This window comes from Luteimonas abyssi (genome assembly GCF_001482195.1).
GTDB classification, from domain to species: Bacteria; Pseudomonadota; Gammaproteobacteria; order Xanthomonadales; family Xanthomonadaceae; genus Luteimonas; species Luteimonas abyssi.
Genome location: NZ_KQ759763.1, coordinates 1,238,398 through 1,263,533 on the forward strand (window position 1 = coordinate 1,238,398; position 25,136 = coordinate 1,263,533).

Genomic DNA, 25,136 nt, shown 5'->3' on the forward strand with positions numbered 1-25,136 from the left:
TCGCCATGACCACCCTGTATGGACTGAAGAACTGCGACACCTGCAAGAAAGCCCGCAAATGGCTGGATCGCTTCGGCGTGGCGCACACCTTCGTCGACTACCGCGACGAGAAGCCGGCGCCCGAAACGCTGGTCGCCTGGGCCGACGCGCTCGGCGGCTTCGAGGCGATGGTCAACAAGTCGTCCACCACGTGGCGCCAGTTGCCCGACAATCGCAAGGCCGCCGCCAGCGATGCCGAATGGAAGCTGCTGTTGCGCGAGCATCCGCAGCTGATCCGGCGCCCGGTGGTGGTCACCGACGACGGCGTGATCACGCAGGGCTTCAGCGACAACGGATTCAAGAAGCGCTTCGGCGTCGAGTGAGCCGTCGGTGCGCCGCGGCGGCACGTCGCCGTCGAGCGCGTGCCGCCGCCGCCCGGTCCGCTCTCCTGTCCGCCACCTCCGCACCCACCGCCCGAGCCAGAAGCGCATGTCCGACGTCCTCGAACTCACCCGCGACCTGATCGCCCGTGCGTCGGTCACGCCCGACGACGCCGGTTGCCAGGCGCTGATCGCCGGGCGGCTCGCCGGTGCCGGTTTCGCCTGCGACCCGTTGCGCTTCGGTGCCGTCGACAACCTCTGGGCCACGCACGGGCGGGGCGACGGTCCGGTGCTGGTATTGCTCGGTCATACCGACGTGGTGCCGCCCGGCCCGCGCGAGGCCTGGCGAAGCGATCCCTTCGAACCCGAAATCCGCGACGGCGTGCTGTACGGTCGCGGCGCGGCGGACATGAAGAGCGGGGTGGCGGCGTTCGTGGTCGCCGCCGAGCGTTTCGCCGCCGCGCATCCGGATCACGTCGGCACGCTGGCCTTGCTGCTGACCTCCGACGAGGAGGGCGATGCCATCGACGGTGTGCGTCGGGTGGCCGATCATTTCCGGCAGCGCGGTCAGCGCATCGACTGGTGCATCACCGGCGAACCGTCCTCGAAGACGGTGCTCGGCGATCTGCTGCGGGTCGGCCGCCGCGGGTCGCTGTCGGCTGCGCTCACCGTGCGTGGCGTCCAGGGTCACGTCGCGTACCCGCACCTGGCCCGCAACCCGATCCACCTGGCGCTGCCGGCCTTGGCCGAGTTGCAGGCGCGGGTCTGGGACGACGGTTACGAATCGTTCCCGCCGACCAGCCTGCAGATCAGCAACTTCCACGCCGGTACCGGCGCGAACAACGTCGTGCCCGGTACGCTCGAGGTGCAGTTCAACCTGCGCTACAACCCGCATTGGACCGCCGATCGGCTGGAGGCGGACATCGCGGCGCTGTTCGCGCGCCACGGCCTCGATCACGACCTGCGCTGGCATCGCAGCGGCGAGCCCTTCTACACCCCGGAGGGTCCGCTGCGTGCCGCCGCCCGCGAGGTTCTGGCTGCGTTCGCGGGCGCGCCGCCCGAGGAGAGCACCGGCGGCGGCACCTCGGATGCGCGCTTCATCGCACCGCTGGGTGCCCAGTGCATCGAAGTCGGCCCGGTCAACGCCAGCATCCACCAGGTGGACGAGCACGTGCGCGTCGCCGACCTCGAGGCGCTGCCGGACCTGTATCTGGCGATGATCGAGCGGCTGCTGCCGGATACCGGCACCTGAGCCGGTCGATCGTGTGCATCGCCGACCTCCGGTTGCACATGAAACAGTTGCGCTGCGGCCTCGGGGCGGAGTAGCTTCGGCGCATGCACTCCGCCGCCCGTCCCGCGAACAACCGCAATCGTCGCAACAATGCGCGCGCGAACAATCGTGCGCGCCCGATGCGGGGAAGCGGACAGGCGTAGCGAGACAGCACAACGCCCGGACAGCCAGGACCCGCATCGCTCGATGCGGGTTTTTTGTTGCCCGCACGCCGCCACGGATTCCAGCCGCCCGGGATCGACCGCTTCCCATCACAGGCAAGGACCCACCCATGTGTTCGATCTTCGGCATCTTCGATCTGCAACCCGGCGACGATCTGGTCGCCCTGCGCCGGCAGGCGCTGGAATGTTCGCAACGCCAACGTCACCGTGGCCCGGACTGGAGCGGTGTGCATGTCGACGCCGGTGCGATCCTGGTCCATGAGCGCCTCGCGATCGTCGATCCGGCCGGCGGTGCGCAGCCTCTGCTGTCGGAGGACGGCACGCTGGTGCTGGCGGTCAACGGCGAGATCTACAACCATCAGGCGCTGAAGGACGGGCTGGATACGGCGTATGCCTTCCAGACGGCATCGGATTGCGAAGTGATCAATGCGCTCTACAGGGAGCATCTCGAACGGGACGCGACGCCCGCGGATTTTCTCGAACGGCTCAACGGCATCTTCGCGTTCGCGCTGTGGGATCGCGCGTCCGGCCGTGCGCTGATCGCACGCGACCCCATCGGCGTGGTCCCGCTGTACTGGGGTCACGACCGCGAAGGTCGCTTGCGTGTCGCGTCGGAGATGAAGGCGTTGGTGGACAGCTGCTCCGACGTCGCGCCGTTCCCGCCCGGTCACTGGTACGACAGCGCGACCCGGACGCTGACCCGCTACTACGAACGTCCCTGGCGCGAACACACCGCCGTGGAGGGCGTGTCGGTGTCCCCAGGCGAGCTGCGCGAGGCGTTCGAGGCTGCGGTACATCGGCAGCTGATGACCGACGTGCCTTATGGCGTGTTGCTGTCGGGAGGGCTGGATTCGTCGCTGGTCGCGGCGGTCGCGGCGCGTTATGCCCGTCATCGCATCGAGGATGGCGATCGCAGCGAGGCCTGGTGGCCGCGCCTGCATTCCTTCGCCATCGGCCTGAAGGGCTCGCCCGATCTCGCCGCCGCGGCCATCGCGGCCGAAGCCCTGGGCACGGTGCATCACGGGTTCGAGTACAGCTTCGAGGAAGGCCTCGACGCGTTGCCGGAGGTGATCCGGCACATCGAGACCTACGACGTCACCACCATCCGCGCCTCGACGCCGATGTTCCTGCTGGCCCGGCGGATCAAGGCGATGGGGGTGAAGATGGTGCTGTCGGGCGAGGGCAGCGACGAGATCTTCGGCGGGTATCTCTACTTCCACAAGGCACCCGATGCGTGCGCGTTCCACGAAGAACTGATCCGCAAGCTCGACGCGCTGCACCACTACGATTGCCTGCGTGCGAACAAGTCGATGATGGCCTGGGGCGTGGAGCCGCGGGTGCCGTTCCTGGATCGGGCGTTCCTGGACGTGGCGATGCGCATGGATGCCGCGCACAAGATGGTCGGTCGCGGCGGGGATGGCCGGCGCAGGATCGAGAAGGCAGTGCTGCGCGAAGCGTTCGAGGGCTATCTGCCGGAGGAGATCCTGTGGCGACAGAAGGAACAGTTCAGCGATGGCGTCGGCTATGGCTGGATCGACGGCTTGAAGGCATCTGCCGAGGCGCAGGTCAGCGATCGCGAACTTGCCGCAGCCGCGCGGCGCTTCCCGCACAACCCCCCGCAAACCAAGGAAGCCTACTGGTATCGGAGCCTGTTCGACCAGCATTTCCCGGGTGCGGCGGCTGCGGCCACGGTGCCCGGCGGCAAGTCGATCGCGTGTTCGTCGCCGGCGGCGATCGCCTGGGATGCGACGTTCGCGCAGGCGGCCGATCCATCCGGGCGCGCGGTGGCCGGCGTGCACAATGCGGCCACCGCGCCGCCGCCGGCACCCGCGGCGGCCTGAGCGCGGCGGTCACCATCGACCCGCGTACGGGCGCTCCCGTGCCGCGGGGCAGTAAACTGGCCGCCGGTTTTTCAGACGACGAGCGCACAGTGATCATCCAGCCCAAGGTCCGCGGTTTCATCTGCACCACCACCCATCCCACCGGGTGCGCGCTCAACGTGCGCGACCAGATCGCCGCGACGAAGGCGCAGGGCGTGCGCAGCGACGGACCCAAGAAGGTGCTGGTGATCGGCGCATCGAGCGGCTACGGACTGGCGGCGCGGATCAGCGCCGCGTTCGGCTTCGGCGCCGACACCCTGGGCGTGTTCTTCGAGAAGCCCGGCACCGAGAAGAAGGCGGGTACCGCGGGCTGGTACAACGCTGCCGCGTTCGACCGCGAGGCCAAGGCGGCCCGCCTATACAGCAAGTCGATCAACGGCGACGCGTTTTCCGACGCGGCGCGAGACAAGGTCATCCAGCTGATCCGCGACGAGATGGGCGGGCAGGTCGATCTGGTGGTTTATTCGCTGGCCTCGCCGGTGCGCAAGATGCCTGAAACCGGCGAGGTGAAGCGGTCGGCGCTCAAGACCATCGGCGCGCCGTACACCTCCAGCGCGATCGACACCAACAAGGACCAGGTGATCGAGGCCACGGTGGAGCCTGCGACCGAGCAGGAGATCGAGGACACCGTGGCGGTGATGGGTGGCCAGGACTGGCAGCTGTGGATCGATGCGCTCGACACCGCCGGTGTCCTCGCCGAGGGCGCGAAGACGGTGGCCTTCAGCTACATCGGCACCGAGATCACCTGGCCGATCTACTGGCACGGCGCACTGGGGCGCGCCAAGGTCGACCTCGACGCCACCGCGCGACGGCTGGACGCCAAGCTGGGCGCCAGGGGCGGCGGGGCTCATGTGGCGGTGCTGAAGTCGGTGGTCACCCAGGCCAGCGCGGCGATCCCGGTGCTGCCGCTGTACATCGCCATCGTGTTCAAGGTGATGAAGGCGCAGGGCCTCCACGAAGGCACCATCGAACAACTCGACCGGCTGCTCCGCGAACGCATGTACCGTGCAGACGGCCAGCCGGGCGCGCTCGACGACGAGCGTCGCTACCGGCTGGACGACTGGGAATTGCGCGACGACGTGCAGGCTGAATGCAAGGCGATCTGGCCACAGGTGAGCACGCAGAACCTGTTCGAACTGACCGACTACGCCAGCTACAAGCACGAGTTCCTGAAACTGTTCGGCTTCGAGCGCGACGATGTCGATTACACCGCCGAGGTGGATCCGGTGGCGGCCTTCGACGTCGTCGAGCCCTGATCCCGCCATGTACTGCCGGACCGCCGCGGCAGGGCTGGCGATGGTCGGGATGGCAGGGTGCGCCTCGCCGGTCCCGGCGTCGCAGGCACTGCCGGCGCTGATCCTCGCCATGCAAGGCGATCCGGCGGCCGTGCTGGCGCGACTGTCGCCGGAGTTCGAACTGGTCGAGCACTTCGACCGGCACGACGCGACGCCGGTCTCGCGCACGCTGACCTGCGATCTCGCAACCGTGGCGGCGGCCGGTTGGCACGTGGTCCCCGACGCGCAGGTGCTGTCCGAGACGGGGACACAGTACGCGCCACCGCAGCGGCGGCCCGATGGGTCGTGGTCGGTGGCACTGGCGACCGGGAGCGGCGAGGAGATGGCCCGTTATGGTTTCGTGGCCGGGTCGCGCGGGTGGCAACTGGCGCGAATCGACGTTTTTTCCGTGCTGGAGACAGGCGACCCGGTCCCGCCCTCGCCATGCCCCCGGTCCGGAAGCAGAGAGCCAGGCTGATTGATCGCGGCTCATCGTTCCGAATATACATATCCGGAACAATTCATTTCGGATGTCGTTCTATTTTTGCAATTCAACCGGGCTAACCTGCCAGCATCCTTTCCTTCGAGCCCGACGCCATGTCCCAGACATTCATCGACGCCATCCGCCGCCGCCGCACCCAGTACGCGCTGGGCCGCGAGATTCCGCTGTCGAACGACGACACCAACGCGCTGATCCGGGAAGCGGTGCGTCAGGCCCCCTCGTCCTTCAATTCGCAGAGTTCGCGTGTGGTGATCCTGTGGGGCGCGCAGAGCGTGCGTTTCTGGGAGATCACCAAGGATGCGCTGCGCAAGATCGTGCCGGCCGACGCATTCGCGTCGACCGAGGAGAAGATCGACAGCTTCGCCGCCGGCGCGGGAACCGTACTGTTCTACGAAGACCAGAACGTGGTGAAGGGTCTGCAGGAGCAGTTCCCGCTGTACGCGGACAATTTTCCCGTGTGGTCCGAGCACTCCACCGGCATGGCGCAGTTCGCGGTCTGGACCGCGTTGGCCAACGCCGAGATCGGCGCCAGCCTGCAGCACTACAATCCGCTGCCCGACGAAGCCGCGGCGGCCGAGTGGGATCTGCCGGCGCACTGGACGCTGCGTGCGCAGATGCCGTTCGGCGCCCACGCCGGCGACATCGGCGACAAGACCTTCATGGACGACGCCGAGCGCTTCCGCATTTTCGGTTGACCGGCGGGCCGGGCATCATCCACACCAGATGCGGGTGATCCGGTTGTCGGCGTCGACGTCGACATTGATGCGGTCCGCGCGATGGTCGTGCCGGACCGCCTGACCGGGCGCGATCGGGCGTAACAGGCCGGCATGGCTCTCGCGCCAGATCCGGCCGGTGATCGTCGGCGATGCCTCCTCGCCGACCGCCCACTGCACGGGCTCGACACGGCATTCGCCTGATTGCGCGGCGCGTCGATCCGGTTCGCCCGCTGGCGGTTGAAGGCTGCTGCAGGCAGCCAGCGCGGCGGTCAGTACCGATGCGAGCATGATCGGTGTCGTCCGTTGCATGTTCATCCGTTGCATCTGTCGCTCCTGGTCGTGCGAGGCTCAGGGGGCATCGTCGAGCTGTGCCGGGTCGCGCAGCGACAGTGTGTACCGGGCCGCGCCCGGGAGGAACGGGGTGGCCCTGCCGGCCGCCCAGTCGTCGTGACCGGCGCCCCAGAACGGCGACAGCGGGTGGCCGCTCTGGCCGCCTGGCATGTGCGCGATGCCGTCGGCCTCGTGGCCCGGCGCCACCACCATGCGCTGCGATGCGCCGAACGCGGGACCTTGTACGCGCGGCGTGTTGCCGTCGCCCGGCAGGGCCTGGGCAGGCATGCACAAGAGCCGCCGACCCAGCCACGGGACCGCGCCCGCCAGCGGATGGCAGATCGCGGTGGTGTTGCGCGCGCCCCAGGTCCATTCGGCCAGCGGGCCATCGGCCTGCGCGCTCTCGACGACTTCGCGCGCGGCCGCTTCGAGCAACGCGGTCCAGCCGTCGCGCGCATCGTCGCAATCGGCGCCGGCATCGTCGCGCGAGGCGCACGCGAACGCGCGCGGGAGCAGATGCGCCGGGCGCGCCTGCAACAGCGGCCAGGCCACGCCTTCGAGATGGGGCTGGTCGGGCAGTTCGAACGCATCGTCGAGCACGGCCAGGGCGGGTGCGGCCAGCCCGTCGGCGATCCGGCGATGTACGGCCAGGCGCCATGCGCGTACCAGTCGGTAGGCGACGCTGTCGATGTCGGCATGTCCCGACCATGCCTCCGCCGCCGCCGCGAGCGCATGAAGGGCGGGCGCCGCATCCGGCGGTGTTCCTGTTGCGGACACATCGGCCTGTACCGGGGCGTCCGCAGGAAGCGGATGTCCCGTTTCCCGTCGCAGCAGTGCCCACCAGCGGGTGAGCAGGACCGCACGGTCGTCGAGCTGGATGGCGAGCAGGGCGTGCTCGTCGAACCGGTCGGCGGCGCGCAGCGCGTCGCGGATCTGGTGCGAGCGGATGCCCAGTGCCGCGCCGCCGTCGCCCAGTCGTCGGGCGACAGCGCCGCTCGTCACCCGGCTGTTGGCGGTCCAGAGCCGGCTGGCCGTGGGCGAGCGCAGTAGGGGCGAGGTGTCGGTGCGAATCGGCCAGGGCGGGCAGCCGCCATCGGCGTCGGCGCGATCGACCTCGTCGAGGACGTCCTCGCAGCCGGCAGCACGCTGCGGAATCGGTCCGAGCAGACGCCAGGCGATCTGTCCGCTCCGATCGGCCACCAGCAGGTTCTGGGTGGGCACCGCGGCGTGGTCCGCGAATCGCAGGACCTCGTCGAGTGTGCGCGCGCGTATGAAGTCGGCCAGGCCGAAATCGAGCGCGCCGGGGAGGTGGGCGGCCCAGCGCAGCGCCAGTGCGCTGCCGTCGTCCTCGCGATGCAGGATCGGCCCCCATTCGGTTTCGTCGACCTGCAAGGTTCGCGGATCGCCGCCGGCGACGGCGATCGACTCCTGGTGGGAGACGATCGGTGTGCAGCCGTTGCGCCCGGCGGCGGCCGGTTCGCCGGGATCCGGGGCGGTCTCGCCTGCCGCTTCGTCCGGGCACGGCGACAGGCGGCGCCAGTCCGCGGTGTCGACGTAGCTGTTGGTGAACGCCCAGGCCACCTGGCCGTTGCTGCCGACCACGACAGCCGGCAGGCCGGGGAGGGTGAAGCCGGTGACGTCGACCCGACCGCCCGGCGCGCGGGTATCGGGATAGCGCAAACGCGCGCGGAACCAGATGTTGGGTGCGCGCAGGCCGAGATGCATGTCGTCGGCGAGCAGGGCGCGGCCATCGGCGGTCAGGCGTCCGGATACGGCGAAATTATTGCTGCCCGGCCGCAGGTCGGCCGCAGCGCGCCTGCGTCGATCCGGGGCTGCCGGGCCTGGATCCAGGAAGGCGCTCGCGTTCTTTGCCGCTGCCGATCCATCCTCGTCCGGGGCCGGCATCGGCAATGTGCGCAGGTCGAGCGTCCCGGGTGCCGGCAAGGCCGCGTCGCCCAGGCTGCCACCCAGCAGCGGTGCATCCCAGGTGCTGCCGTCGTGGGTCAGCAGGGCGTACAGCGGTGCGGGCAAATGCGCGCGCAGGCGCCAGCGCGCCAGTTCACGTGCGTTGTCTGCATCCTGCAGATCGAAGTACATCGCGAAGCCGGTGAGCGCGGAATCGACCGGCGTCCACGGCGTCGGCGATTGGCGCAGCAGCAGATAGGGCCAGGGACGGACCCGCAGGTCGCCGAGCCCCGCATTGACGCCGTCTGCGTACGCCTGCAGCTGCGGCATCCGCTCGCCGACGATGGTCTCCAGGTCGGATTCGACGCGCGCGCGCATGCGATGGACGCGGCGACGCCGGTCGGTGTCCAGCGCGCGGTCGCCGAACAGCGCAGCCAGCTCGCCGGCGGGGACGCGCCTCATCAGGTCCATTTCGAAATAGCGTTCCTGCGCATGGACATAGCCCAGCACGCGCATGGCGTCGGTTTCGCTGGCGGCGTCGATGGTCACCGTCCCTTGCGCGTCGCGGGTGATGGTGGCCGGCGCGGACAGCCCTTGCAGCGGCGCGTCGCCTTCCAGGCGCGCGAGACTGCCGCGCACGAGCAGCAGCACGATGAGGGCGGCCACCGGCACGAGCAGCAGGAGCGTCGCTGGCACCAGCCAGCGCGCGCGTCGGATCCACGGTCGCATGTCGCTATTCCCCTGGGCGATGGCCCGATTGTAAGGGGGGCGTGCGGCCTGCCGCAGGCTCCGCGTGAGGGCGATGCGAGGTTCGCGAATGCGAGTCGGAGGGATTCTCATCCGATCATCGGCGTGGAGGGATCGGCATACTGGAGGCCCCGCCATCCGAGACCGCGTCATGAAGGGCCAGCCCGAAGTCATCGAATACCTGAAGGAACTGCTGCGCGGCGAACTCGCGGCGCGCGACCAGTACTTCCTGCATTCGCGCCGCTACGAGGATCTGGGCCTGCACAAGCTGTATGCGCGGATCAACCACGAGATGGAGGAGGAAACCCAGCACGCCGATGCGTTGCTGCGGCGGATCCTGTTCCTCGAGGGCAATCCCGACATGCGTCCGCACGGTTTCGAGCCGGGGCGCAGCGTGGAGGAGATGCTGGAAAAGGATCTCGAGCTCGAATACAAGGTGCGCGCGGACCTCGCCCGTGGCGTGGCCCTGTGCGAACAGCACCAGGATTTCGTCAGCCGCGAGGTGTTGGTGCTGCAGATGAGCGACACCGAGGAGGATCACGCGTACTGGCTGGAGCAGCAGTTGCGGCTGATCCGGATGATCGGGTTGGAGAACTACCAGCAGAGCCAGATGGGCGAAGCGGCAGGCGGCCACGCCGGTACGCCCTGATCGCCCTGATCGCCGTGTCGCGCTGGACGGGTGACACGCGCCGCGTGTGATTCCGCCAGTCCGGGCGCGTGCGCGGGCATGCGATTCCGCGTTACCGGCATCACGTGCCCGGGCGGCGCTCGAGCCGCCAGATGGCGGTCGTCAATGCATCGACGCCTCGGGCGGAGAAACCGGGCTCTTCCGCCAGGATGTCGTGCCGCTCCAGCAGATGCATGGTCCAGTCGGATGCCAGCAGCAGCGCCACCTCGGGCGGCTCGACGGAAAACGGCGGGCCGTCCTTCTGTGCCTGCGGGTACTCCAGCGTGATCAGCAGTCCGCGGCAGCCTGCCGGCAGACGATGCAGGCAGGTATCGGCGTAGGTCGCGCGCAGCGCCGGCGGCAGCGCGACGAGCGCGGCGCGATCGTAGACGCCGGCGCAATCGGCCAGCAGCCCGGCATCGAGCGAGAACGCGTCTCCGCACAACAGTTCGTACGGCCCGGCCCGGTAGAGTCGCCCACACGGGGTGGTGTGCTGCTCGGGGGTCAGGTCGCGTTCGTCGAAGAACTGCCGGATCGCCAGCTCCGAGAGTTCCACGCCGAACACGCGATGGCCGCGCTCGGCCAGCCACACCATGTCCAGCGATTTCCCGGCCAGCGGTACGAACACGCGGCTGTCCGGCGCGATGCCCAGGGCGGGCCAGCAGGTCTCGAGCAGAGGCGAGGGATGCGGCTGGTGAAAACCGATGCGTCCTTCAGCCCAACGTTCGTGCCAGAACGCAGCGTCCATCAGCGGACCGCGTTCCGAGGGCGCAGGCGATCATTCGACATCCAGGGCTTCCACCTTCTGCCATCCCCGCGGCAACAACCCCCCGCGCGACGCCCTCGGCCCCAGATAGGTCTCCAGATCCCGGTACGAAAGACCCATCGTGCGTGCCCCGGACTTCACCTGCAGGGTCTGCCCGCTGCCGACCACGGCCACCGCCACCACGCGTTCGGTGCCGCGCTTGGCCTTGGGAATCTCGATGATCTTGTTGCCCTTGCCGCGATCGAGTTCGGGCAGTTCCGCGACCGGGAACGCCAGCAGGTGGCCGGCGCTGGTCACCGCGACGATGCGGTCTTCCTCGCCGCCCGGCAGCAGGGCCGGGTGCAGGACGGTGGCGCCTTCGCCGAGGCTCAGCATCGCCTTGCCGGCCTTCTGGCGGCCGACCAGATTCTCGAACCGGGTGACGAAGCCGTAGCCCAGGGACGAGGCCAGCACCAGCCTGGCGGCGGGCTCGCCGGTGGCCAGGGTCTGGAATGCCGCGCCTGCCGACGGTGAGAAGCGGCCGGTCAACGGTTCGCCGTTGCCGCGTGCCGAGGGCAGGCTGTGGGCGATCGTCGAGTAGCTGCGGCCGCTCGAGTCCAGGAACGCCACCGCCTGCGTGCTGCGACCGCGCGCGGCGGCCAGCAGACGATCGCCGTCGCGGTAGGACAGGGCGGCGGGATCCACCTCGTGGCCCTTCGCCGCGCGCACCCAGCCTTTCTCGCTGAGCACGACGGTGACCGGTTCGCTGGGCACGAGATCGGTTTCGGCCAGTGCCTGCGCCGCGCCGCGCGCCACCAGCGGCGAGCGGCGTTCGTCGCCGAACTTCTTCGCATCGGCCAGCAGCTCGTCCTTGACCAGCTTGCGCAGCTTGGCCTGCGAGCCGAGGATCGCGGCGATGCGCTCGCGTTCCGCGGCCAGCTCGTCCTGCTCGCCGCGGATCTTCATCTCCTCCAGCCGGGCCAACTGCCGCAGGCGGGTCTCGAGGATGTAGTCGGCCTGGTCCTCGGACAGGTCGAAGCGGGCGATCAACGCGGGCTTCGGCGCGTCCTCGGAGCGGATGATGCGGATCACCTCGTCGAGGTTGAGGAAGGCGATCAGCAGGCCTTCGAGCAGGTGCATGCGCCGCTCGACCTTGTCCAGGCGGTGCTGCAACCGGCGGGTCACGGTGCCTGCCCGGAACTGCAGCCACTCGGTCAGCAGGGTCTTGAGGTCCTTTACCTGCGGCCGGCCATCGAGGCCGATGACGTTGAAGTTGGCCCGGAAGCTGCGCTCGAGATCGGTGGTCGCGAACAGGTGGCCCATCAACTGCTCGGCGTCGACCCGGTTGGAGCGCGGCACCATCACCACGCGCACGGGATTGGCGTGGTCGGACTCGTCGCGGATGTCCTCCAGCCACGGCAGCTTCTTGGCCCGCATCTGGGCGGCGATCTGTTCGATCACCTTGCTCGGCGAGACCTGGTGCGGCAGCGCGGTGACCACGACATCCTGGCCTTCGCGGGTCCAGGTGGCACGGGCGCGGATCGCGCCGTGGCCGGTCTCGTACAGGGTCAGCAGGTCGGCGGCCGGGGTGATGATCTCGGCCGTGGTCGGATAGTCCGGGCCGCGCACGTGCTCGCACAGGTCGCGCACGGTGGCGTCGGGGTCGTCGAGCAGACGCACGCAGGCGCTGACCACCTCGTTGAGGTTGTGCGGCGGCACGTCGGTGGCCATGCCCACGGCGATGCCGGTGGTGCCGTTGAGGAGCAGATGCGGCAGGCGCGCGGGCAGCCACGAGGGTTCGTCGAGGGTGCCGTCGAAGTTGGGCGTCCAGTCCACGGTGCCGTGGCCCAGCTCGGCCAACAGCACCTCGGCCAGCGGGGTCAGCTTGGACTCCGTGTAGCGCATCGCCGCGAACGACTTGGGGTCGTCGTTGGAGCCGAAGTTGCCCTGGCCGTCGATCAGCGGGTAGCGGTACGAGAACGGCTGGGCCATCAACACCATCGCCTCGTAGCAGGCGCTGTCGCCGTGCGGGTGGTACTTGCCGATCACGTCGCCGACGGTACGCGCGGACTTCTTCGGCTTGGCCGTCGCCCCCAGGCCGAGCTCGCTCATGGCATAGATGATGCGGCGCTGCACCGGCTTCAGACCGTCACCGACGAAGGGCAGGGCGCGGTCGAGCACCACGTACATCGAATAGTCGAGGTAGGCGCGCTCGGCGTACTCGCGCAACGGAATCTGCTCGAAGCCGTGGAAGACGGCGCGGACGGGTTCGTTCATCGGATCCGGTACTGCGGGGGAATCCGACGATTCTACCGGGGTGGCCGGCGGTTCGCGTCACTGGCGGGCAGCGGCGGACGCGGCGCCCGACGCCGAGGGCGGACATTTCGCCATACCTGGGCGCATCCTCGTGTGCGTTAAAATCCGCATGTACAAGGAGCCCCCACCATGAGGACCCGCGCTCGCCTGCATGCCGTGGCGGAGGGACCGCGCCGCTTGCCGGACGTCCCGCATCGCGAACCGCATACTGGGTGTCGCGGCTGCCTGACGCGGCATCTTGCGGTATGCGCCTCGCTGCCGGCCGAGGACACCCACGACCTCGAAGCCGTCGCCGGACGACTGCGCCTGCCGGCCGGTGCGACGCTGGCGCGCGAAGGGGCGCCGCGGCGCGAGGTCTACACGCTCACCGCGGGCATGTTGCGGCAGGTGCGCCTGCTGCCGGACGGCCGCAGGCTGGTCGCCGGCTTCCTGCTGACTGGCGACTTCATCGGCCTGACCGGATCGGCCCGCCATCGCCACACCATCGAAGCGATCACCGATACGGTGCTGTGCGCGTTTCCCCTGCAGGACATGCGCGCGCTGTGCGCGCGTCATCCGGCGCTGGAGTCCGGTCTGCTCGGACATGCTTGCGAGGAGCTCGACGCCACCCGCGCCAATCTGATGACGCTGGCGCGGATGACGCCGCTGGAGCGCCTGGCGGGCTTCCTGCTGCACATGGCCGATCGGCAGCACCCGCGCGGCGGCGCGCGTGGCTGGGTGGATCTGCCGATGACCCGGGTCGATATCGCCGACCATCTCGGATTGACGGTGGAGACGGTCAGCCGCAGTTTCACCCGCCTGCGGCGCGACGATGCGGTGCGTTTCGACGATCCGCACCGCATTGCGCTGCACGCGCCCGATCGGCTGCGTGCGCTGGCCGCGCCGGGGGCCTGATCCGGCGTCGTACCGGCAACGCCGGATTCTCATCCGGTGTCTTTCCTCCGGCGCCCGGTCGCAGGTCTCGCGTCCAGGGCGTCGGGCGCGTTCGGCGATGCCGCATCCTGCACCCCGCATCCGGGCCGCGGTCGAACGTCAGTCTTCGAGCAACTGGCCGTCGCGCAGCCGGTAGCGCGCATGCACGACGCCCTCGGGCAGCGTGTCGTGGCTGATCATCAGGACGCTGCGCCCTTCGGCCAGCCGGGCCAGATCGCGCAGCAGGGCGTGCGCGGTGTCGACGTCGAGACCCTCGGTGGGCTCGTCCAGCAGCAGGATCGGCGCGTCGCGCAGCAGGGCGCGCGCCAGCGCCAACCGCCGCGACTGCCCGCCCGACAGACTGCCGCCGCCTTCGTCGATCCAGCCGTCCAATCCGTCGGGCAGGGCGCGCACCGCCTCGCCCAAGCGCACCGCGTCGAGCACGCTCCACAGGCGTGCATCGTCGGCAGCGTCCGCACCCAGGAGCAGGTTGTCGCGCACGCTGCCGGCGAACACCGGTGCGTCCTGGGGCAGCCAGGCCAGCCGGCGGTGCCAGTCGTCGAGCGAGGCGTCGCGCAGGTCGACGCCGCCGAAAGCGATGCGGCCGCCATCGGGGTCGCGCAGACGCAGCAACAACGCCATCAGCGAGGACTTGCCGGCGCCGCTGTCGCCGACGATGGCGATGCGCCGTCCTGGCGGCAGTTTCAGGTCGATGCCGTCGAGTACGCGCCGGGGCGCGGCCCCGCCCCAGTCGAAGCGGACATCCGACAGGTGCAGCATCCCGTGCGCGGGCAGGTCGGTCGCCTGCTCCGGCGAGTCCGCCGCCGGTGTGCGCAGTGCGATGTCGTCCAGCCGTGCCAGCGATGCCCGTGCCGCGCGCAGAGCCTGCCAGGACTGGCCGATGCCGGCGGCGAGTTCGAACACCGCGATGCCGGCGAACAGGAGACCGGCCGCGGCGGCGGCGCCGATGCGATCGGCGGCGTGGGCGTCGAGCAGCAGCCACAGCAGCACGGGCAGGGCGAGCGCGACCACGAGCGCGTGCAGGCCACCGGCCAGGGAGAGTCGGCGCTGCAGCCGGGTCTCGCGGCGGGCCAGCGCGTCTGCGTCCGCGTCGATCCGGGCGAGTTGGCCGGCGACGGCGTCCAGGGCGATCAGGTCGGCGGCGCCTTCGACACCTTCCTGGAGGGACTGCCGCAACGCCGCACGCGCGGCGGCGCGTGCGCGTTCGGCATCGCGCGCGCCCCAGGCGGTCGCCAGCGGTACGCCGATGCCGATCGACAGCGCGGCCAGCAGCAGGCACAGGGCGGCGGCCGGCAGCACCAATGCCGCGACCGCGACGACGACGGCGACGATGGCGGCCAGTGCCAGCAACGGGCCGAGTGCGCGGACCAGCAGACCGTCCGCGGTCTCGATGTCGGCGACCAGGCGTGCCAGCAGATCGCCCATGCGCTCGCGGCCCAGCCCCAGCGGCGCCAGAGGCAGCGCACGCGCGAAGAACCACACCCGGAGATCGCGCGCCAGGCGCAGGGTCACGTCGTGCCCGAAGAGTTTCTCGCCGTAGCGCGACACGATGCGCACGAAGGTCAGTGCGCGGATACCGGCGGACGGGCCGAAGAAGTTGAAGCCCGACGCGATGCCGCCGGCCAGCGCGGCGGCGGTCAGGAAGTGGCCGGACAGCGCCAGCAGCCCGGTGCCGGCGGCCATCGTCACCGCCAGCAGCACAATCGCCAGGACGATCGCATAGCGGTGGCGGGCGAAGACGGTCGCCGCGCCCATGCCTGTGCCGACGCCCGGGCCGGGGCGATCACGGCGGGCGCTCATGACCGTTCTCCGTCGTCGAGCCGGACGACGCGTCCGGCCGCGGCCAGCGCGACATCGCTGTGGGTGGCGACGATGACGGTGCGGCCGCGTGCGAAGTCCGCCAGCGCGTCGAGCACCGAGCGTTCGGTGTCGGGGTCGAGGAAGGCGGTGGGCTCGTCGAGCAGGGCCAGCGCGGGGGCGCGCAGGAACAGGCGCGCCAGCGCGATCCGACGGGCCTCGCCGCCGGAGAGGCCGAAGCCGCGTTCGCCGATCACCGTGTCCAGGCCGTCGGGCAGGCAGGCGGCGAACCGCATCACCCGCGCGGCCTCGGCCGAATCGCGGAGGGCGGCATCGTCGGCATCGGGGCGGGCGATGCGCAGGTTGTCGGCAATGCTGCCGTGGAACAGGAACGGTCGTTGCGGCGCATAGCCGATGCGGCTGTCCTGCGGGGTGACGGCGAGACGGCCCTCGCTCGGCACATGCCAGCCCGCGATCGTTTCCAGCAGCGTGCTCTTGCCGCTGCCGCTACCGCCGGCCAGCGCGACGTATTCGCCGGCCGCGATGGTCAACGACAGGTCCGACAACGCATCGCGCGTGGCGCCGGGGTAGCGCACGCCGAGCCGGTCGAGCGAGATGGCCGCCGCCCGCGTCGTGTCCACGGTCCGGGTGGCGATCGGGTGCGCTCGGGGATGCGATGCGTCCGCCCGGCCGGCGTGTCGGAGCGCCTGCTCCGGATCGGCAACCGCGCCCGGTCGGTCCATGCCGCGGCCCGCCGCCAGTGCCTGCTCGATCTCCTCGAGTGCCGCCAGTGCGCCGGCGCGGTCGTGGTAGTGCGCCGCCAGCCGCCGCATCGGCGCATAGAACTCGGGCGCGAGCAGCAAGAGAAACACGCCGGTGCCCAGCGGCAGGGCGGCACCGCCGCGCAGGTCGATCAGGCCGAGATAGCTCAGCCCCAGATACAGTGCGATCACCGCCACGCTGACCGAGGCGAAGAATTCGAGAACCGCAGAAGAAAGGAACGCCAGTCGCAGGACCTTGAGCGTGCGTTCGCGCAGCCCCTCCGCAGCCTGACGGATGCCGTCGAGCTCGGCCTCGCCGCGCCCGCACAGACGGATCAGACCGAGTCCGCGCAACCGGTCGGCGAAATGGCCGCCCATGCGTGCCAGGGCCCGCAACTGGCGTCGGCTGGCCGCCTCCGCCCCCCAGCCGACCAGCATCATGAACACCGGCACCAGCGGCATGGTCAGCAACAGCACCGCGCCGACCACGAGATCCTGCGAGAACGCCACGGCCAGGATCGCCAGCGGTACCAGCACCGTCTCCACCCGCACGAGTGCGTAGCCGCCGAAGTAGCCCTCCAGCGCATCGACATGGGTGCCGGTGAGTTCGCTCAGCGCGCCGCTGCGCTGGCGTCGCAGCCAGGGGGCGCCGGCGGCGAGCACGCGCCGCGCCAGTTGCTTGCGCAGGTCGGTGCGCAGGGCGGTGGTCGCGGCGTCGGCGCAGCGGCGTGCGCCGAAGGCCAGTACGGCCCGGATCAGGCCGATGACCAGCAGCGCGGCGAGCGCAGGCACCAGGGCCTGGGGCGCGGCGCTGTCGACGAAACCCTGCTGGATCAGCCACGCGATCAGCGCCGCCTGCGGCACCAACAGCCAGCCGGCCGCCACCGTGCAGGTCGCCGCCATGCGCAGCGTGCCGCGGACGGGCGATGCGAGGGCGTCGAGGCGGCGGAGCTGGTCTGCGCGCGAAGCGGCGGGAGGCGGCAGCGTGTCCGCCGCGAGCGTGTCGTCCATCGAAAAGTGTGCGAGGCGGAAATCGTCGTGCGGGGCAGCGCGCTCATTGTAGTCGCCACGTCCCGCGGGCGTCGGGCGTCGGGCGCCGGGTCGTGGCGGCCGGGACCGCCCGAACAGGCCGATCGGCATGCTCCGGGCGGCCGCGAGGTCGGCCCCGCAGCGTACATCTGGAACGGGGGCGCGGCATTGATCACGATCAATGCGCGCAGGTGCGGGCGGTCGCGAGAATGCGCACATCGTTTCCGTGTGGACACCGCCGTGATTGACATGACCGTCGTCGAACTGTCGCGCCTGCAGTTCGCGCTGACCGCGATGTACCACTTCCTGTTCGTGCCGCTCACGCTCGGGCTCTCGTTGCTGATGGCGATCATGGAGAGCATCTACGTGATGACCGGACGCGACGTCTGGCGGCGGATGACGTTGTTCTGGGGCGTGCTGTTCGGCATCAACTTCGCGATGGGCGTGGCGACCGGCATCGTCATGGAGTTCCAGTTCGGCATGAACTGGGCCTACTACAGCCACTACGTCGGCGACATCTTCGGGGCGCCGCTGGCGATCGAGGGGCTGATGGCGTTCTTCCTCGAGGCCACCTTCATCGGCCTGTTCTTCTTCGGCTGGAACCGGATGACCCGGGTCCAGCACCTGGTGGTGACCTGGCTGGTGGCGCTGGGCGCCAACTTCTCGGCGCTGTGGATCCTGGTCGCCAACGGCTGGATGCAGAACCCGGTGGGCGCGGTGTTCAACCCGGACACGATGCGCATGGAGATCGTGGATTTCGTCGCGGTGCTGATGAACCCGGTGGCGCAGGCCAAGTTCGTGCACACGGTGTCGGCCGGCTACGTGACCGGCGCGATCTTCGTGATGTCGATCAGCGCGCTGTACCTGCTGCGCGGCAAGCACCGCGAGATGGCGCGACGCTCGATCGCGGTGGCGGCCAGCTTCGGCCTGGCCGCGGCGCTGAGCGTGGTGGTGCTGGGCGACGAGAGCGGCTACGCCGCCACCGAGCACCAGAAGATGAAGCTGGCGGTGATCGAGGGCATGTGGCACACCGAGCCCGCGCCGGCCGGCTTCACCGCGTTCGGCCTGCCGGACCAGGCCGAGCAGCGCAACCGCTTCGAGGTCAAGATTCCGTGGCTGATGGGCGTCATCGCCACGCGCTCGCTCGATGGCGAGATCCCCGGCATTCTCGAGCTGGTCGAGCGCGCCGAGCACCGCATCCGCGGCGGCCAGCTCGCCTACGCCGCGCTCGAACAGATCCGCGAGCACCGCGACGACGCCCAGGCCCGCGCCGCCTTCGACCTGCACTGGGCCGACCTCGGCCACGGTCTGCTGCTCAAGCGTTACCGCGAGGACATCGCCGACGCCACCGAGGAGGAGATCTCGATGGCGGCGATGGACACCGTGCCGCGGGTGGCGCCGCTGTTCTGGACGTTCCGGGTGATGGCCGGGCTCGGGTTCTACTTCATCGCCTTCTTCATGGCCGCCTTCTGGCTGGTGAGCACCGGGCGGATCGAGCAGCGACGCTGGTTCCTGTGGGCGGCGCTGTGGAGTCTGCCGCTGCCGTGGATCGCATCGGAATGCGGCTGGTTCGTGGCCGAATACGGCCGCCAGCCGTGGGCGATCGAGGGCGTGTTGCCGACGTTCTATGCGGTTTCAGGGCTGGCGCTGCACGACATCCTGATCTCGCTGACCGGCTTCGTCCTGATCTACACCGTGCTGCTGGTGGTGGAGGTGAAGCTGATGCTCAAGGCGATCCGCAAGGGGCCGGACGCGTTCGCGCCGCCGCCGCCGCCCGTCGACGACCCGCCGCGGGTGCTGTCGCCGCTGCCTCCTTCCCGCGCCTGAGCGCGCCCCGATCCTCGAGGACGACACGTCATGGAATTCATCCCTCTCGACTACGCCACGCTGCGGGTGGTCTGGTGGCTGCTGCTGGGCGTGCTGCTGATCGGCTTCGCGGTCATGGACGGCTTCGACCTGGGCGTGGGCGCGCTGCTGCCGTTCGTGGCCCGTACGGACATCGAGCGCCGGATCGTGGTCAACACCATCGGCCCGGTGTGGGAAGGCAACCAGGTCTGGCTGGTCCTGGGTGGCGGCGCGATCTTCGCCGCGTTTCCGCCGCTGTACGCGGTGAGCTTCTCAGGGTTCTACCTGGCGATGTTCGTGATCCTGTTCGCGCTGATCCTGCGGCCGGTGGGCTTCAAGTTCCGCGGCAAGGTGGAGGACACGCGCTGGAAGGCGACCTGGGACTGGGCGCTGTTCGTCGGCGGCGCAGTGCCGGCACTGATCTTCGGCGTCGCGGTGGGCAACGTGCTGCTGGGCGTGCCGTTCGGCTTCACCCCCGAGTTGCGCCCGGTCTACGCCGGCGGCTTCTTCGGCCTGCTCACCCCGTTCGCGCTGCTGGCCGGCCTGGTCAGCGTGGCGCTGCTGGTCGCCCACGGCGCCGGCATGCTGGTGATCAAGACCGAAGGCGCGATCGCGGCACGCGCCGCCCGCTACGGCAGCGCGGCCGCGCTGGTCGGCGCGGTGCTGTTCGTGCTGGCGGGGGTGTGGATCGCGACCGGCATCGGCGGCTACCAGGTGACCTCCGCGGTGGACGGCGCGGCCGCATCGAATCCGCTGCTGAAGACGGTGGCGCAGGGCGACGGGCTGTGGATGCGCAACTACGCGGCGATGCCGGCGACCTGGCTGGCGCCTGCTGCCGGCACGCTGGGCGCGCTGGGCGCGGCGTTCTTCCTGTGGCGCCGGCAGGGCATGGCCGCGTTCCTGGCCTCGGCGGCGTCGCTGGCCGGGGTGATCCTCACCGTCGGGTTCGCGATCTTCCCGTTCCTGCTGCCGTCGTCGATCCAGCCCGGCGCCAGCCTGACGCTGTGGGACGCGTCCAGCAGCCACCTCACGCTGTGGATCATGCTGATCGCTACGGCGGTGTTCCTGCCGCTGATCGTGGTCTACACCGCCTGGGTGTACCGCGTCCTGCGCGGCAAGGTCACCGAGGCCACCGTCGACGACACCCCGAACGCTTACTGAGCCCGCTTGCCGAGCCGCGCGCTCGATCCGATCACGACCGAAAGGAGGTCGCACGCCATGTGGTACTTCTCCTGGATTCTCGGTGTCGGCCTGGCCGCCACCTTCGCCATCCTCAACGGCATGTGGTTCGAGATGCGCGAGCTGGCGCGCGAGGACCACCGCGAGGACTGACGATCTGCAGGACGCGTCACGCTGAGGGCCCCGCATGTGCGGGGTCTTCTGCGTTGAGGAGCGACGAAGACGTTCCTGTCCGGGTCGAGGGCAGGGACTGCAGGATTGCCGGAACGATCGACTGTCGGGTGTCGAAGGGAAGACGCGAGGCCCTCCCGGCGCCACCAACTTCGCGGTCCTTCGGGAAGCCGGCGGCAGTTCGGCACGACCCTCGCGGTCCTCACGTTCCGCAGGCCGAAGCCCCGCCGGAACCGGTGGCCTCCTCCTTGACTTCGCCGAGGAGGCCACCGGTTCCGGCGGGGCTCGTCAGGTCGCGCCGAAAAAAAGGTTTCTCGACGATTCGCGTGACTCAAAGGGGGCGGGGTCGCGTGGTGTGGGCTCAATCAGGACGCCGCGCCCAGGCGGTCGGGTATCGCTCTTCCCTCGACAGGGCATCCTGCCCTGACTCGGGCGCGCGCCATCCATGGCGCGCTGTACGCGATACCCGGCCGCCTGGGCACGGCTCACCTCAACGTTCGCAGCGATGCTTCGATCATCGGCAAGAACGAAGCCGCGCCAGTGACTGGCCGACGCGGCGTCGCGGCCGGGGTATGCGGAGAGCAGGCCAGGGATGGCCTACGGCGGCGAGTCAGACATGGATGTCTGACCGAGCCGAGGAGCATGCCCCGGCTGCGACGCCGCTCCCTCCGAAGCCCACACACCCACCTGCTTTTCTTCATGATGAAAGAACGCATGGGCACAGATTCGCGACGGCACAGGGCGATGCAGTTCCGTCACGCGCATCAATCGCAGGAGAAAGCACGAAGCAAGGCGCTGTTCGCGGTACTGAACGAGCCACCGTCACCCGGCACCGCACGCACATCCCCGACGCGCAGACACAAAAAACCCCGCGTGAGCGGGGTTCCTTGTCATCGTTGAGACGTGGTAGTCGTCTCGATGTCGACCGATGGTGCCCAGGAGAGGACTCGAACCTCCACGGAGTTGCCCCCGCTAGCACCTGAAGCTAGTGCGTCTACCAATTCCGCCACCTGGGCATCGGCGAGGCGCGTATGTTGCGTTGCAGTCCCTGCCTTGTCAACGGTTTTTTTCCGTCGCGTCATCTTGCGCGCGGTGAACCTCCGCGCCGATGCATCACGGCGTGTCGGACAGGTGGGCTGTACCATCGCGGCATGGCAAAAACTCCCAGCAAGCGCGGCGCCAAGCGCCCAGGCAACGCCCCGGCCAAGACCGGAACTCCCCCGAAATCCAAGGCCGGTCAGACCGGTCCGGCACGCCGCAAGGCCGGTCCCGGCAAGGCCGGCGCGAAGCCGGCGCTACCGGCGTGGATGCCGACGGCCTCGACCCCGTCGCCGCGCACCGGCGACGCCAGGCCTGCCAAGGCGCCACGGCGCGGCGCGGCGCGCTTCCACGATCCGCAGGCCGAGCGCGAAGCCGACCGCTACGCCAATCCCATCGTCAGCCGGGAGGCGATCCTGCTGCGGCTGGGCGAGGCCGACGGTCCGCAGACCGCCGACGAACTGGCCGCACACTTCGAGCTCACCGCGCCGGACCGTTTCGACGCGCTGGGCAAGCGCCTGGGCGCGATGGTCCGCGACGGACAGCTGCTGCAGAACCGGCGTGGCGGTTTCGTGCCGGTCGAGCGGCTCGACCTGATCCCCGGCACCGTGATCGCCAACCCCGATGGCTTCGGCTTCCTGCGCCCGGATACCGGGGCCGGCGACGATCTGTTCCTGCCCCCCGGCGAAATGCGCAAGGTCATGCATGGTGACCGCGCGATGGCCAGCGTGACCGGCATGGACCGGCGCGGCCGTCGCGAAGGCGCGATCGTGGAAGTGCTCGAGCGCCGACTCAACCGGCTGATCGGCCGCTTCACCATCGAATCCGGGATCAGCTTCGTCGTCCCCGACGATCGCCGTATCCAGCGCAACGTGCAGGTGCCGCAGGATGCCCGCAACAACGCCGAGCACGGTCAGTTGGTGGTCTGCGAGATCGCCCAGCCCGGTGATGCGCGACGGCCGCCGATCGGCCGGGTGCTGGCGGTACTTGGCGATGCGCTGACGCCGTCGCTGGTGGTCGAGGCCGCGATCCACGGCCACGAGCTGCCGCACGAGTTTCCGCAGGCCGTGCTCGACGAGGCGACCGCGATCCCGATGGCGGTCGATGCGCAGACCGCGAATGCACGCCGCGATCTGCGCCGGCTGCCGCTGGTGACCATCGATGGCGAGGATGCGAAGGATTTCGACGACGCGGTGTGGTGCGAGCCCAACCGCGACGGCTTCCGCCTGGTGGTGGCGATCGCCGACGTCTCGCATTACGTGACGCCCGGCGCGCCGCTCGACGACGAGGCGCAGCTGCGTGCGACCAGCGTCTACTTCCCCGGTTTCGTGGTGCCGATGCTGCCGGAAACGCTGTCCAACGGCATCTGTTCGCTGCGCCCGCAGGTGGATCGATTGTGCTTCGTGTGCGACATGCAGGTCGGACGCGACGGTACGGTGCAGACCTCCGAGTTCTACGAAGCGGTGATGCATTCGCACGCGCGCTTGACCTATACCCAGGTCTGGCAGGCGGTCGGCGAGGACGACCCGGATGCCCAGGCGCAGGTGGGCGACGCGCTGATGCCGCAGCTGCGTCATCTGCACCAGTTGTACAAGGTGCTGTCGAAGGCGCGCACCAAGCGTGGCGCGATCGAGTTCGAGACCTCGGAGGTGCGCTTCGTCCTCGACAACCGCGGCGAGGTGGTCCAGGCCGGCATGCTGCTGCGCAACGATGCGCACAAGCTCATCGAGGAGTGCATGATCGCGGCGAATGTCGAAGCCGCGAAGTTCCTGCTCGGCTCCGACGTGCCGGGCATGTACCGCATCCACGACAAGCCGCCGGAATCCAAGTACGCCGACCTGCTGGAGTTCCTGAAGGAGTTCAACCTGCGGATGCCGGCCTGGAGCAAGGTGCGGCCCAAGGACTTCACCCAGTTGCTGGCGAAGGTACGCGAGCGCCCCGACGCGGCCCTGCTCGAATCCGTCCTGCTGCGCAGCCAGAGCCTGGCGGTGTACTCGGCGGAGAACATCGGCCATTTCGGTCTGGCGCTGGAGGCGTACTCGCACTTCACCTCGCCGATCCGCCGCTATCCGGATCTGCTCGTGCATCGCGCGATCAAACATGCGTTGTCGAAGAAGAAGCCGGGCGCGTTCCGTTATTCGACCTCGGACATGGCCTCGCTCGCGCTGCAGTGCTCGGAGCGTGCGCGGCGCGCCGACGAGGCCGAACGCGAGGTGGACGAGCGCTACCGCGCGGCATGGATGGAGCAGCACGTCGGCGGCGAGTTCGAGGGCGTGATCAGCGGCGTGACCAGCTTCGGGCTGTTCGTCGAGCTCGACCAGTCGAAGGTCAACGGCCTGATCCACGTGACCCAGCTGCCGCACGACTTCTACCACTTCGACCCGGTGCGCAAACTGCTGACCGGCGAGCGCACCGGGCGTGCCTTCCGGCTCGGCGACCGGCTGCACGTGCGGGTGCTCAAGGCCAGCCTGGAAGAGCGCAAGATCGACTTCGGCCTGGTCGGCGAGCCGCGTGGCCCGAAGGCGCCGCCATCGCGGGGCAAACCGGCCAAGCGCACCAAGCAGAAGTACTAGCGGTCCGCACCCGCCGGGGGCGGCGGGTCGTTCCTCCGCCCCGATTCCGAGTCGCCGGGACGGGCGCTTTACAATAGGCGTCCGATTCCCTCCGATACGCCCCGAATGAGCAAGCAGAACCAGTGGATCGCCGGCATCAACGCCGTGGCGGCGGCCGTCGAGCACGACGCCGACAATGTCCGTGAGGTCCTGCTCGAAGCGGGCGCGAAGAATCCTCGGGTGGTCGCCATCGAGGGCGAAGCGCGGCGACGCGGCATCGATGTCCGGCGGGTGACCCAGCAGGCGCTCGACGGCGTCGCCGGCGGCCTGCGCCACCAGGGCGCCGCCGCGCGCTATGCCGCCGCGCGGACCTACGAGGAACAGGATCTGCCCGGCCTGCTGGAAGCCGCCGGGGGGCGCGCCCTGGTGCTGGTGCTCGACGGCGTGCAGGACCCGCACAACCTGGGCGCCTGCTTGCGCAGCGCCGCGGCGGCGGGTGCGACCGCGGTGATCATCCCCAAGGACAAGGCGGTCCAGGTTACCGCCACCGTGCGCAAGACCTCGGCGGGCGCGGCCGATACGGTGCCGGTGATCCGGGCCACCAACCTCGCGCGGATCCTGCGCGACCTGCAGAAGCTCGGCGTCTGGATCTACGGCCTGGCCGGCGACGCGGAGCAGTCGCTCTACGGGCTGGATCTGCGCGGCAATGTCGCTCTGGTGCTCGGAGGCGAGGCCGACGGCCTGCGTCGTCTGACCCGGGAGCACTGCGACGGTCTGGTGGGGATTCCCATGCCCGGCGGGTTCGAGAGCCTCAACGTGTCGGTGGCGACCGGCGTGGCATTGTTCGAGGCGGTGCGTCAGCGTCAGCCCGGCTGACGTCGACGGAGCCAGGTGATGATGTCCTGCGGCCGGTCGCTGTCATGACCCCGTGCGGATGC

19 protein-coding genes and 1 tRNA gene are annotated in these 25,136 nt (G+C 69.7%); 13 read left to right on the top strand and 7 right to left on the bottom strand.

Translation table 11 applies throughout. The features are described 5' to 3' along the window. Positions 1-5 precede the first annotated feature (5 nt). The 6 genes from RG19_RS05095 to RG19_RS05120 all read left to right on the top strand — a co-directional run bounded on the left by RG19_RS05095 (position 6) and on the right by RG19_RS05120 (position 6,162). The gene (locus tag RG19_RS05095) at positions 6-362 is read left to right on the top strand and encodes an arsenate reductase (RefSeq protein ID WP_058834329.1); all 357 of its coding nucleotides are present in this window, start codon (positions 6-8) and stop codon (positions 360-362) included. A gap of 106 nt (positions 363-468) precedes the next feature. After that, positions 469-1,611: a succinyl-diaminopimelate desuccinylase gene (gene dapE, locus RG19_RS05100; RefSeq protein ID WP_058834330.1), complete on the top strand. Its 1,143-nt coding sequence runs from the start codon at positions 469-471 to the stop codon at positions 1,609-1,611. 310 nt (positions 1,612-1,921) lie between these two features. After that, positions 1,922-3,652, top strand: coding sequence for an asparagine synthase B (gene asnB, locus RG19_RS05105; RefSeq protein ID WP_058834331.1), 1,731 nt, complete (start codon positions 1,922-1,924; stop codon positions 3,650-3,652). A gap of 89 nt (positions 3,653-3,741) precedes the next feature. Then, complete coding sequence (fabV, locus tag RG19_RS05110; RefSeq protein ID WP_058836419.1) at positions 3,742-4,947, top strand: enoyl-ACP reductase FabV; 1,206 nt, start codon at positions 3,742-3,744, stop codon at positions 4,945-4,947. 7 nt (positions 4,948-4,954) lie between these two features. Then, on the top strand, positions 4,955-5,443 hold the full coding sequence (locus RG19_RS05115) for a hypothetical protein (protein WP_058834332.1): 489 nt from the start codon (positions 4,955-4,957) through the stop codon (positions 5,441-5,443). A gap of 119 nt (positions 5,444-5,562) precedes the next feature. Beyond that, a complete protein-coding gene (locus RG19_RS05120) occupies positions 5,563-6,162 on the top strand; it encodes a nitroreductase family protein (protein WP_058834333.1) in 600 nt (199 codons plus the stop codon). Positions 6,163-6,177: 15 nt separating this feature from the next. Here the strand turns inward: RG19_RS05120 and RG19_RS05125 are convergent, their stop codons facing one another. Together RG19_RS05125 and RG19_RS05130 are read right to left on the bottom strand one after the other, a co-directional pair. Next, positions 6,178-6,471, bottom strand: a complete 294-nt coding sequence (locus RG19_RS05125; protein ID WP_058836420.1) for an I78 family peptidase inhibitor — start codon at positions 6,469-6,471, stop codon at positions 6,178-6,180. A 60-nt stretch (positions 6,472-6,531) separates the two neighbouring features. Then, the gene (locus tag RG19_RS05130) at positions 6,532-9,147 is read right to left on the bottom strand and encodes a penicillin acylase family protein (protein WP_058834334.1); all 2,616 of its coding nucleotides are present in this window, start codon (positions 9,145-9,147) and stop codon (positions 6,532-6,534) included. Positions 9,148-9,316: 169 nt separating this feature from the next. Here RG19_RS05130 and bfr point away from each other — a divergent pair, with 169 nt between their 5' ends. Beyond that, positions 9,317-9,814: a bacterioferritin gene (bfr, locus tag RG19_RS05135; RefSeq protein WP_058834335.1), complete on the top strand. Its 498-nt coding sequence runs from the start codon at positions 9,317-9,319 to the stop codon at positions 9,812-9,814. A gap of 100 nt (positions 9,815-9,914) precedes the next feature. On the opposite strand, the gene RG19_RS05140 is transcribed toward bfr, so the two are convergent. Next, positions 9,915-10,580 carry a thiopurine S-methyltransferase gene (locus RG19_RS05140; protein WP_058834336.1) on the bottom strand — a complete coding sequence of 222 codons (666 nt, stop codon included), beginning with the start codon at positions 10,578-10,580 and terminating at the stop codon, positions 9,915-9,917. Between the two features lie 30 nt (positions 10,581-10,610). After that, positions 10,611-12,854 (bottom strand): DNA topoisomerase IV subunit A, encoded by a 2,244-nt coding sequence (gene parC, locus RG19_RS05145; protein WP_058834337.1) that lies wholly within the window; start codon positions 12,852-12,854, stop codon positions 10,611-10,613. Between the two features lie 168 nt (positions 12,855-13,022). On the opposite strand from parC, the gene RG19_RS05150 reads away from it, so the two are divergent. Continuing rightward, entirely contained in the window at positions 13,023-13,787 is a 765-nt protein-coding gene (locus tag RG19_RS05150) for a Crp/Fnr family transcriptional regulator (RefSeq protein ID WP_082672485.1), read from the top strand. Positions 13,788-13,925: 138 nt separating this feature from the next. On the opposite strand, the gene cydC is transcribed toward RG19_RS05150, so the two are convergent. Together cydC and cydD are read right to left on the bottom strand one after the other, a co-directional pair. After that, on the bottom strand, positions 13,926-15,626 hold the full coding sequence (gene cydC, locus RG19_RS05155; protein WP_238376589.1) for a thiol reductant ABC exporter subunit CydC: 1,701 nt from the start codon (positions 15,624-15,626) through the stop codon (positions 13,926-13,928). Next, entirely contained in the window at positions 15,623-17,395 is a 1,773-nt protein-coding gene (gene cydD, locus RG19_RS05160) for a thiol reductant ABC exporter subunit CydD (protein ID WP_058834339.1), read from the bottom strand. The genes cydC and cydD overlap by 4 nt, the downstream gene beginning before the upstream one ends. A 258-nt stretch (positions 17,396-17,653) precedes the next feature. Between cydD and RG19_RS05165 the strand changes: the two genes are divergently transcribed. From RG19_RS05165 to cydX, 3 genes are read left to right on the top strand one after another with little or no spacing between them, the layout of a single operon-like run. Next, entirely contained in the window at positions 17,654-19,240 is a 1,587-nt protein-coding gene (locus RG19_RS05165; protein ID WP_058836422.1) for a cytochrome ubiquinol oxidase subunit I, read from the top strand. 30 nt (positions 19,241-19,270) lie between these two features. Further along, the gene (cydB, locus tag RG19_RS05170; RefSeq protein WP_058834340.1) at positions 19,271-20,419 is read left to right on the top strand and encodes a cytochrome d ubiquinol oxidase subunit II; all 1,149 of its coding nucleotides are present in this window, start codon (positions 19,271-19,273) and stop codon (positions 20,417-20,419) included. A gap of 57 nt (positions 20,420-20,476) precedes the next feature. Next, positions 20,477-20,590, top strand: a complete 114-nt coding sequence (gene cydX / locus RG19_RS05175) for a cytochrome bd-I oxidase subunit CydX (RefSeq protein ID WP_058834341.1) — start codon at positions 20,477-20,479, stop codon at positions 20,588-20,590. A 947-nt stretch (positions 20,591-21,537) separates the two neighbouring features. Here the strand turns inward: cydX and RG19_RS05180 are convergent. Continuing rightward, positions 21,538-21,624 (bottom strand) — tRNA-Leu (locus RG19_RS05180). Between the two features lie 135 nt (positions 21,625-21,759). Here RG19_RS05180 and rnr point away from each other — a divergent pair. Together rnr and rlmB are read left to right on the top strand one after the other, a co-directional pair. After that, positions 21,760-24,219, top strand: coding sequence for a ribonuclease R (gene rnr, locus RG19_RS05185; protein ID WP_058834342.1), 2,460 nt, complete (start codon positions 21,760-21,762; stop codon positions 24,217-24,219). A 105-nt stretch (positions 24,220-24,324) separates the two neighbouring features. Next, complete coding sequence (rlmB, locus tag RG19_RS05190; protein ID WP_058834343.1) at positions 24,325-25,074, top strand: 23S rRNA (guanosine(2251)-2'-O)-methyltransferase RlmB; 750 nt, start codon at positions 24,325-24,327, stop codon at positions 25,072-25,074. Positions 25,075-25,136: the final 62 nt, after the last annotated feature.